The 10,256-nt window shown below is 68.3% G+C and carries 6 protein-coding genes; 3 read left to right on the top strand and 3 right to left on the bottom strand.

Annotated elements, in window-relative coordinates:
* Positions 1-5,798: PA14 domain-containing protein (locus Q5716_RS13305; RefSeq protein WP_305003633.1), on the bottom strand; the 5,798-nt coding region annotated here is incomplete at its 3' end.
* Between the two features lie 251 nt (positions 5,799-6,049).
* Positions 6,050-7,015: a 2-phospho-L-lactate transferase gene (gene cofD, locus Q5716_RS13300; protein ID WP_305003632.1), complete on the bottom strand. Its 966-nt coding sequence runs from the start codon at positions 7,013-7,015 to the stop codon at positions 6,050-6,052.
* A 148-nt stretch (positions 7,016-7,163) separates the two neighbouring features.
* Between cofD and Q5716_RS13295 the strand changes: the two genes are divergently transcribed.
* From Q5716_RS13295 to Q5716_RS13285, 3 genes are read left to right on the top strand one after another with little or no spacing between them, the layout of a single operon-like run.
* On the top strand, positions 7,164-8,948 hold the full coding sequence (locus tag Q5716_RS13295; protein ID WP_305003631.1) for a TIGR03767 family metallophosphoesterase: 1,785 nt from the start codon (positions 7,164-7,166) through the stop codon (positions 8,946-8,948).
* Complete coding sequence (locus Q5716_RS13290) at positions 8,945-9,295, top strand: hypothetical protein (RefSeq protein WP_305003630.1); 351 nt, start codon at positions 8,945-8,947, stop codon at positions 9,293-9,295. Before Q5716_RS13295 ends, Q5716_RS13290 begins: the two co-directional genes overlap by 4 nt.
* On the top strand, positions 9,292-9,840 hold the full coding sequence (locus Q5716_RS13285; protein ID WP_305003629.1) for a hypothetical protein: 549 nt from the start codon (positions 9,292-9,294) through the stop codon (positions 9,838-9,840). Before Q5716_RS13290 ends, Q5716_RS13285 begins: the two co-directional genes overlap by 4 nt.
* A 14-nt stretch (positions 9,841-9,854) precedes the next feature.
* On the opposite strand, the gene Q5716_RS13280 is transcribed toward Q5716_RS13285, so the two are convergent.
* A complete protein-coding gene (locus tag Q5716_RS13280) occupies positions 9,855-10,250 on the bottom strand; it encodes an NUDIX hydrolase (protein ID WP_305003628.1) in 396 nt (131 codons plus the stop codon).
* Positions 10,251-10,256 lie beyond the last annotated feature (6 nt).

Here is a 10,256-nt window from a genome sequence, read left to right as displayed (position 1 = left end):
GGGACAACATCCGACGACACGGCACCATCGGTCTCGGTCCAGGCATCCTGAACCACCGCCACATCATCAACCAGCACACTCGCATCCGACGTGGTCGAGCTCGCAGAGACCACCACCTCATGCGACGTGCCCGTCGCGACGAACTGGAACGTCACCGGAACCCAGGACACCACACCCGACACCGCCGCGGTGGCGGTGACCGGGGTGGATGCACCCACACCCGTCACCCCGACACTGACATCCGTCACCACCGTGTCGTCATCCGTCGACGCCAGCCACCCCGAAACCGTGTACTCGCGACCCACTGTCAGGCCCGTCACGGTCTGCGACAGGGTCGCCGAGGTGGCTGAGGTCTGCTCGAGGACCGCCGACAGCAGACCGCCATGCGCCGTGGAGGATGTCAGCTCACCTGACGACGGAACCCACGACGCGTAACCGGACTCGAAATCACCGCCCACCACCGGGGCAACCGGGTGATTCACATCGACGCGATCCTTGAAGTTCCACGTCATCGACACCGCGGCGCCCGTCGGCGACGGTGCGATGTTTGTCAGCGTCGACCCGTTCAAGTAGGAGATCGACTCCAGCAGCTGGTTCGTCGCATACACCGGGTCAGCGATCAACGCATTTGACAGACCCAACGCCGCAGACGTGACCTTCACATCCAGGACCTTGCCGTCCAAGTCGTAGGAAAACGCCTGCGCCAGGGCCGGAACTCCCGACACTGATGTCGTAATTGCGGTCATCAGGCCCGTGCGAGCTTCGTAGGTGGGCGTGGTCACCGTGCCGTACACATCGGTGTAGCTCACATTACGACCGAGAACATCAGTCTGCGTGCTGATCGAACCCGACACCGAGCTATCCGTCACCGTCACTAGCTGGCCGGTGGTGTTCCAGGAGTAGCTCGTCGTCACCGTGCGAGCCGGCTGGCCCGAGAAGGCCGGGTAGCTCACCGCCGTTACGCGACCGCGGTTGTCGTAGGTGGTGCAAGTCCACCCCGCCAAGCTGCTGCCGACGCGGGTGCCCGCAACGCGGCCCCAACTGTCGTAGACGAACCATGTCGCGCGCCCGTCATCCACGTTGGAGGTCGAGCTCGGCTCGAGAACCTTCCGCAACAGGCCGTACTGCGGTTGGCTCGCCGGAACACCACAAATCGGATCAGTTGTCCCATAAGAGCTGCCGAGAGTGCCCGTGTCAGTGTTGTAGGAGTACTTCGTTGCTCCAACGGAGGTCGACGACAAGCCCTCCGCGACCGCTCCCGGCAGCATCCGCGACGTACGGCGCAGCCACCCCGTCGACGTCGAGGGCGACTCGAAGGTCTGCGTCGTCGTCAGCGCGAGGCCCGTGGGGTCGATCGTCGAGGACGTTACCGCTCCCAACCAGGGGTGGTCGTACTGGAGTGTCGTGACGGCGTCGGGAACCGCGGCATCCGACAGTCCCGAGCCCGCGGGTGCGGCGTCTTCAGTGGTTACGCGATTGGCGAGGCCGTAGTTCGGCGACAGCGCGGATCCCGGGACCACAGTGGAGTTGTTCGCTCCGGGGAGGATCCACTTCAGCTGGAGGGAGGCGACACCCGTCTGCTCGAAGTACTCGACTCGGATGCGCTCCACCTGCCCGGCTGTCGCCGAGAACACGACCGCGGTTGCCGACGTTCCGGCCGATTGTGGCGCCCAGTTGTCGACCACGAGTTGGTCGTCGACGTAGACGCGTGTTCCGTCGTCGGCGACGGTTTGAAAGACGTAGTCACCGGTTGTCGGGAACGTCACGAGGCCGGTGAGCCTGACCGAGAAGTTGTCAGCGGGGATGGCGCTTCCACCGGTCACTCCCGTCGCTGGCGCTGCGGAGCCCCAGTTCTTGTCGACCCCACCGCCGGTCACGCCCGGCAGGCCCAGAGTCAGCAGCTTCGGTTTGCCCGACAGGTTCTTGTTGTCGTACCACGCAGCGTGAAGACCGTCGAGACTGTCGTCGTACACAGTCTGCGAGTGCGCCGGCGTCACCGCGCATGGCGTGATCGGCAGGCGGGTGGTGGGGTTGAAGCACGTGGACGGCGCTGGCCCATAGGTGTCCGTCGCTCGATCGAGCTGGTCGTAGATCGTTGTCGACATCCGACCCCAGTTGTCCACGGTGGACATGAGCATGTCCTTGTGGTTCCAGTTCTTGGTGGATGTCACGCCTAGGGCGGACGTCGTAACAGTCGAGCGCCACGCATCGTCGAACGCCGCCTTGGAGGCATGCCCCGCAATCGCCGAGTCCGAGGTGTCGAGACCGGCGACGTCGACATACGTGTAACCCGCGCCGTTGACACCATTGGCGTAGGTGTAGGAGTAGCTCTTCTGCGGACGGGCGCTGGCGGTCGACCCGTCCGGCGCGGGAAGGGTCACCTGAGTCACCTTGCCGGCCGTGGAGACGATCGAGGTCTTCGACGAGTCATCCGTGCTCCCGAGCATGCCGGGCGTGGTGCCGTTGCGCGCGAGCCAGTCCGTCGAGTTCGAGTCGCGGATGAGCTTGATGGCACCGGTTGCGTCGTAGGCGAAGTCCGTGATCTCGTTGCCCGGATCCTTGATGCGAACCAGCTGCTTGTTCGAGTTGTAGAGCAGGCGCGTCTCCGAGGCATCCGGGTACTTGATGAGGCACAGCATCCCGCTGTCGTCCTGGAAACCGGAGACAGCCGGGCACTCAGCAACGCCGGCGATGTCGTAGTAGAACTTCACGGACCGCTCGCTGGTGGTGCCGACACCGCCGGGGACGGGGTCGACGACCTTTGTCGCGCGGCCCGCCGTGTCATAGACGACATAAGGTGCGGCGGGCTTCATCACGTCAGCCGGCGATGTCGCCGACTCGACCTTGCCGGCGGCGTTGAACTGGATGACCGTGCCGTCCTCCGTCGTCAGCACGACCCGCCCTGCCGAGTCCAGCGACAGGATGCCGAACTCGCCGAACGGGGGCTCGTATCCTCCATCGGACTTCTTCGAGTACGTGTGCACCCCGCCGGAGGTATCGGTCAGGGCGACGGAGCCCTCGGCGATCTTCGCCGACGAGTACATCGACGCGGCCGCGGCGATCGGCGTCGAGGCCGACCACTTCGGCGGGAGGACCTGCTGAGTGCGGGTGAACCAGTCCGCCGGAACCAGCTTCGTCGAGCCATCGGGCAGCTTCACGTAGAGGGCCACATCGGAGTTGCCCGCCCGCTCGAAGTACTCGAACGTGATCGGGGTCGACACTCCCGCCGCGAGAGTGACGGCCGTCGTGTAGGTCGGGGTGTCCACGTTCGCTGCGACCCACTGGTCGATCACCTTCACCGAGGTTCCCGACGAGCTGCCCGACGTGCTGGTGACCCACGCCTGGACCCCGTCGTCGCGAGTCGCACCGAAGTAGTACGTGCCCGTCGTCGGCGGCGTGATGAAGCCGCTCCACCGCGCCAGGAAGTAGTCGTTCGGAACACCAGGGCCGGGCGAACCCTCGCCCCACTGCCCGTTGATCACCGAGTCCGTGCGCTGCAGCACCGGCTGACGGTTCGTGAACGAGAACGTCGTCGTGGACGTCTGACCGGAGTCCAACGCATTGAAGTACTGCGCCGTGAGACCGCGGTTGTCCTCCTGCGAGTTGTACGTGAACGACATGCCCATGCTGCCGCCGACCGCCGCGACCGTCGGCGACGTGAACGACAGGGTCGCGTTACCGTTCGCAAGGTTGACCGTGACCGGGCCCGCGGTGTCGTACGGCGAAGGACCGGATGCTCCCAGCCGCAGGTCGAGCTTGAACTTGCGGAACCAGTTCGGATCCCGCAGGTCCGTGCCCGTCTTCGACCCGACACCCCAGACGTATGTGCCGCCGTTGCTCAGCGAACCGGAAGGGAGCGTCCACGTGAGGACACCGTTCGCGTCTGCGCTGCTGGAGTTCAGCCATCCGGACTGCACGATCATGCCGGTGCGACCATCCGAGCCGGTGGACACCTGGAACTGGTATTGGTCGGCACGGTTCGGAGCCGACGGAAGCACGACCTTCAGAGTGGGCGTGTCATCCGAGAGGACCGACTCGTCGAGCGGGGTCGCCGTCGCGTCGTCCGCGGGGTATGCCGCGAGAAGGGAGGTTACGAAGGTGCGGTTGGGCGCCCATGAACCGACCGTGGTGGTGCCATAGAGCATGTCCGCGCGGTCCTTGACCTGAACCGACCAGCGGTACGTCTTGTTCGGATCAAGACCAGGGTTGTACTGGTATGTGGAGGATGACTGCCAGGGGGTCAGCACGAGAGTGTCCCACTGACCGCTCGGGTTGCCGTTCCTGACCTCCTGCTCCTGGATGCGGAAGCGGTAATAGAGGCCCCATCCCTGGGGGTCAGTACCCTTTGCCTCAAAGCGCGGCGTTGTAGTCGTAGCTCCGGACGCTGCAGGTGTGAGCTGCGTTACCGACGGGAAGTCCTTCCAGACGACCACGATCGCGGTGTTGAGATCCTTGTATGTGTATGCGCCCGCGGACTCGTCGCCGGTGAACGTCATCGCGTACTGGCCGTAGCCGAGGCGTCCGACCTGAGCGAACTTGTTGTTTATCGCCTCGGACTGCCGGTCGTCCTGGCCGGTGCTCACCCCGTAGTACGTGAGCAGAGTGCCGACACAGCCCCAGCCGGACTGGCACGGCGCGTCGTACACTCCGCCACCGCGCATATCTGTCGTGCCGTCACCGGCATAGGCCATCGATACTTGCCCGCCATACAGCTGCTTGCCGATAAGGCTTCCGAAGTCGTACCTCACGACGCTGCGCCAAATCGTATCGCCCCCAGCGCGCGAGTTGCCGACGAGAACCCCGTCCGTGCGGTAGGCACCACTGCTGTTGTAGGCGTAGATCGCCGCTTCATACGTCGTGACCTGCGGGTCCACGAACACCGGGTACACCCGGTCGTCGTCGGCCAGCCACGCGGGGTCGGCGGCGAGGGTGATGGTCCACTCGTCGCCGTCGGGGGCGACCGTGACATCCAGGTTGTCGAGGGCGGGCTCGCGGACGCCCTCGACGCCGGAGGAGTCCCACACGACCGGTGCGGGGATGTGCAGCTGCACGGTGCCGTCGCTGTCGACGAAGTTCACGACGCCGTGGTCGTCGATGACGAGGTCGAGTCCGTCGGTGTCGACCCGCCACGTCCACGACGACTCTCCAGGGGCGGGGGCCTCGTCGAGGACGAGGGTCTCCTTCACGCCCGACTCGGTGAGCTCGAAGGTCTGGTCGACGCCGTCGAAGACCTCAGGGTAGGTGATCTCGCTCGACAGCGGCTGACGCGGGAGCTGGGTGCGGGTGAACGGGGACGACGCCGCACCATCCAACGTGAAGGACACGTTGTAACCGTTGGTAGTGACGCTGAACGCGCCCTCCTCGTCGGCGGTCGCCGCGAACTCCGGCTTCAGGGGGTGGGCTTCCTCGGCGTACGAGCCATCGCCGACCGGGTCGACCACGGTGTCGATGTCCACCCACTCGCCGTCGACCTCCGCGTGCACCGGCGTGGGGGAGAACTCGGTCGCGAACGTGCCATCCGCGTTCTCGTACGTCGTCGAGAACTCGTCCCGGTCGATTTCCACGGACGTCTCCGGGTCGTAACCCTCCACCCGCGGCAGTGCCTCCGCGACACCGCGACCGACGACCGTGTCCTCACGGGCGGCCGCCTCGAGCTCCGGGAAGAACTCACCCTCCGGCACGGTGCCCGCCTCCACGACGAGCGGCTCGGACTCCAGCGGCGGCACGATGTCGGCCACGGGCACCTGGTCACTCGGAGTGACCGGCTCGGCCACCTCCTCGGCAGCAACCGGCGTCACCAGCGTCCACGTCAGGACCAGAGCAGCAAGCGAAGCAACAACACCACGGATCACACCAGCGCGCACAGGAACTCCACAGGTAGGGCAAGTAGCTCTGACCCTAGGGAGTTAAGAGAAACTCACACAGTCCGCATTTATGAGGACATATCGCGTTCCACCCCTGTTTGGGGGTCAGTCGCACGCCTCGTCGGTATAGGTGCCGTCCACCAGCGCGACCGGCAACACCCGGCCCGCCTCCCCGAGAGACCCAGCTACCCGACGAGCTCCACCGCCGCCCGCGCGATCGCCGCGCTCGAGGCCGCGTCGCGGAACCAGAGCGGCACGGCGCGAGCGGTGATACCGGATGCCTCGAGCTCGGGCACGGCCGCGGCATCCACCTCGTCGACCAGCCAGCCGTCGAGCACGCCACCCGCCGACCGGGCGCCGAGATACTGCCCGACGGCGAGCGCGGAGGTCTCGACGCCGACCGCGGTGAGGCACTGGTCGGCCATCCCGCGCACGACGGCGCCGCCGATGATCGGCGACAGGCCGACGACGGGCGCGGATGCCTGCCGCACCGCATCCCGAACGCCCGGGACTTCGAGCACCGGCCCCAGCGAGACCACCGGGTTCGAGGGGGCGAGCAGCACGAGGTCGGCGGACTCGATCGCCTCGAGCACCCCGGGCGCGGGCACCGCCGACGAGACACCGCGCGACACGAACCCGCGTGCGGGCAGTGCTGCGCGGTGGCGGGTCCACCACTCCTGGAAGTGCAGCTCGCCGTCATCCGTCACGACGTACGTCTCGACCTCGTCGTCGGTGGACGGCACGAGCCGCACGCCGAGGGGCCAGCGGGCGGTCATCCGGGCGACCACCGCCGAGAGGGGCAAGCCGTCGCGCAGTAGAGAGGTGCGGGTGATGTGCGCGCCGAGGTCGAGGTCGCCGAGGGTGAACCACGGCCAGCCGACGCCCCACTCCTTGAGCTCGGCGGACACGCGCTCGGTGTCGCCGACGCGACCCCAGCCGCGGGCGACATCGTTGACTCCGGCGAGCGCGTACATCACCGTGTCGAGGTCGGGAGTGATGCGCAGCCCGGCGAGCCAGATGTCGTCGCCGACGTTGACGACCGCGGTGATCTCCGGCGGCTCGGGCAGGGAGCGCGCGTACTCGCGCAGGCCGAGCAGGAAGCGGGCGTTGCCGACGCCTCCGCCGAGGACGGTGATCGTGCGAGGGGCCATGGTCCGTCGATTCTCACACGGGATGCCGCCGGCATCGGCGCGCTGACCCGCGAAAACGGGTGACGCGCACGGCGTCCCGCTGCTGCCATGATGGAGCTGTCTCGGTGGGCGAGACGACCCGAAGCCCCGTCCGCACGAAAGGGTGCCCATGCCCGGACTGTCGCGCCGCCAGTTCCTCGCCGGAGCGACCGCGCTCGCTGCGGCGACCGGCCTCGGCCTCGACCGGCTCGGCGCGCAACTCGCCACCGCGGTGACCCCCGCGAGCGGCGCCCCCACGACTCTCCTGCAGACGGTGCTGCAGGGCTCCGTCGTGCAGGGCCAGTACCGCCGGCTGACGACTGGGCCGGGCGAGCCGTACGTGCCGCGGCTCGATGTGCTCGGGCGTCGCGCGGGCGAGGGGCGCGAGGCATCCCGCCGCTCCCTGCTCTATCTGGCGCACCTGTCGGACATGCACGTCATCGAGGCCCAGTCACCGGGCCGCATCGAGCCGATGATCGTGCAGGACCACTCGGCGTGGGCGTCCGCGTTCCACCCGCACGACCCGTTGTCGCCGCACGTCGTCGCCGCGATGGTGAAGGCGTTCTCCGACGCGCGGTACAGCCCGCTCACCGGCGCGCCGATGACGGCGGCGATCGTCACGGGTGACAGCGCCGACATGCACTCGCACAAGGAGCTGCGCTGGTACATCGACCTGCTCGACGGCGTCGAGGTCGACCCGACCGCGGGAATCGGCGACGAGTTCACCGGCGTCCAGGCGTGGGCGGAGGCGGTGTGGGCGTACCGGCCGCGCGACCCCGCTGGCGGGCAGTTCGGCGACTACGGCTTCCCGAAGCTGCCGGACCTCCTCGACCAGGCGATCGGCGAACCGATCCAGTCGGTCGGGATGCCCGCCCCCTGGTACGCCGTCTACGGCAACCACGACACCCTCCTGCTCGGCACCTTCGACCTTTCGTCGCAGTTGCACGCGCTCGCCATCGGAGGCCAGAAGTCGTACTCCGTCGACGCGACGGCGAGCACCATCCTGGCCGGGTACGCGGCGACCGGTTCGGCGCTGCAGCGCGGCGCGGATGCTCTGGGCCTCGCCCTCGGACGCCCCGGCTTCAAGGCGGTACCCGACGACCCGCAGCGCTTCCTCTTTGAGCAGCGCGACTTCATGGCCGAGCACTTCCGCACCCAGCCGACCCCCGGGCCGGTCGGCCACGGCTTCACCCAGCACAACCTCGACTCCGGCGAGACGTGGTGGAAGGCCGACCTCACCCCGCAGGTTCGCGCGTTCGGGCTGGACACCTGCAACCAGGTCGCCGGCCCCGACGGCGCGGTGCCGGACGACCAGTTCCGCTGGCTGCGCGCCGAGCTCGAGCAGGCGCAGTCGGAGAAGAAGCTCGCGCTCATCTTCAGCCACCACAACTCGCTCACCCTCGAGAACCGCGCCCAGCGCCCCGGCGAGCACCAGGTGCTGCACGGCGCGGAGGAGTTCATCGCGATGCTGCTCGAGTTCCCGGTCGTGATCGGTTGGCTCAACGGGCACACCCACCTCAACCAGATCCTCGCGCACCCGGGGCCGAAGGGCGGCTTCTGGGAGATCACCACCGCGTCGTGCATCGACTTCCCGCAGCAGCAGCAGACCGTCGAGCTGCTCGACAACCGCGACGGCACCCTGTCGATCTTCACGACCGTCATCGACCACGCGTCCCCCGTGACGCCCGGGGGCTCCGGCTCGTACCTCGACCTCGCCGCGCAGAGCCGCGAGCTGGCCGTCAACGACTGGGCGGCCTTCCCGCTCATGCGCCGCGGCTCTCCCCTCGACCGCAACACGGAGCTGCTCGTGAAGGCGCCCTTCGACCTGTCGACGATCAGCGACGCCGCCCTCGAGTCGCAGCAGATGGCGGCTCGAGCGCGCATCCTCGCCTACGAGGACGGACTCGACGGATGACCCGGCTCGCGCTCATCCCCGTCGCCGCCGCCGCGGCGCTCCTCCTCGCCGGCTGCTCGCAGCTCGCCGCGATCGCGCCGGTCGGCGGCAACCGGCTGTCGGACGTCCGCTACGCGGCCAACGACATCCTCGTGCGCGAGGAGGTCGACATCCTCACCGCGCCGGTGTGTGCGGAAGCCGACGACAAAGCGGTGACGTGCTCGGGCGAGACCTTCGACGGCGACGCCATCACGGTCGAGTCGCCCGCGGACGACCAGACCCGGCTCACCATCACGGTCGGCGGCACGGTGCTCTTCGAGGGCGTCATCCAAGACGTCCTCGACGAGGCGATGAGGCCGGCATCGTGAGCGGGCTCGTGCGGGCGCTGCTCGTCGCCGCGATCGTGATCGTGCACGCCGTCGTGCAGGCGCTCACCGTGCTCGGTGACCCGGTGCCGATCGTGTCGTGGGGCTTCGCGGCGTCGGTGCTGCTCTCGGTGGCAGCCCTGTCGGTGGCGGGCTGGGCGGTCGTGACCCTCGTGTGGCGGGCCCGGTGGCGCTGGCAAGGACTGGCGTGGATGCTCGGCACCGTCATCCTCGCGACGGCGCTGTCGATCCTCTCCCCCGTGCTCCCGCCCCTCGCCCTCCTCCTCGGACTCATCGTCGTGCCGGCGGTCGTGGCGGGCGGGACGCCGCTCGACGGGTTCCGCGCGTTCCGCCGCCACTGGGTGCGCCACACGTTCGGGCTGCTCGGCGTGCTCGCCCTCATCGTCGTGGGGTGGGCGGCGGCGCTCGTGCTCGGGCTCTTCGTCACGGGCTTCGCGGCGGCCGTCGCGACGTGGCTCGTGTTCGGGGCGTTCGGCGCGCTGGTGCTCGCCGGGTGGTTCGAGCGGCCGAGGCATCCGGTCGCCTGACGCCGCGGTACCAGCTAGCGCGACCGCCAGAGCGCCATCGCCGTGTCGACGAGTTCGACGGTGGGAAGGGCGTCGACCTCGTCGAGCGGGATCCAGCGGGCATCCGCCGTCGAGCCGTCGGTCTCGGGCGACAGCTCACCGCCGACGACCGTCGCCTCGTAGATGATGGCGAGGCCGTGCCGGTCGCCGACCACGAGCGAGTCGATGCCGAGGATGCCGCCGAGCTCGGCGTCGTAGCCGGTCTCCTCGCGGATCTCGCGCACGGCCGCCTGCTCGGGATGCTCGCCGAACTCGAGTCCCCCGCCAGGGAGGGTCCACGAGCTCGAGCCCGTCTCGGCGAAGTCGAGCTGCGAGAGCAGCACCGACCCGTCGCGAACCATGACGCCGTACGCGCCCACCCGGATGCTCATCGCCCC

The organism is Antiquaquibacter soli (assembly GCF_030580675.1).
In the GTDB taxonomy this organism is placed as follows: domain Bacteria; phylum Actinomycetota; class Actinomycetes; order Actinomycetales; family Microbacteriaceae; genus Rhodoglobus; species Rhodoglobus soli.
Note: the sequence above shows the minus strand (reverse complement) of the source record. Positions and strands in the feature narration are given on the sequence as shown.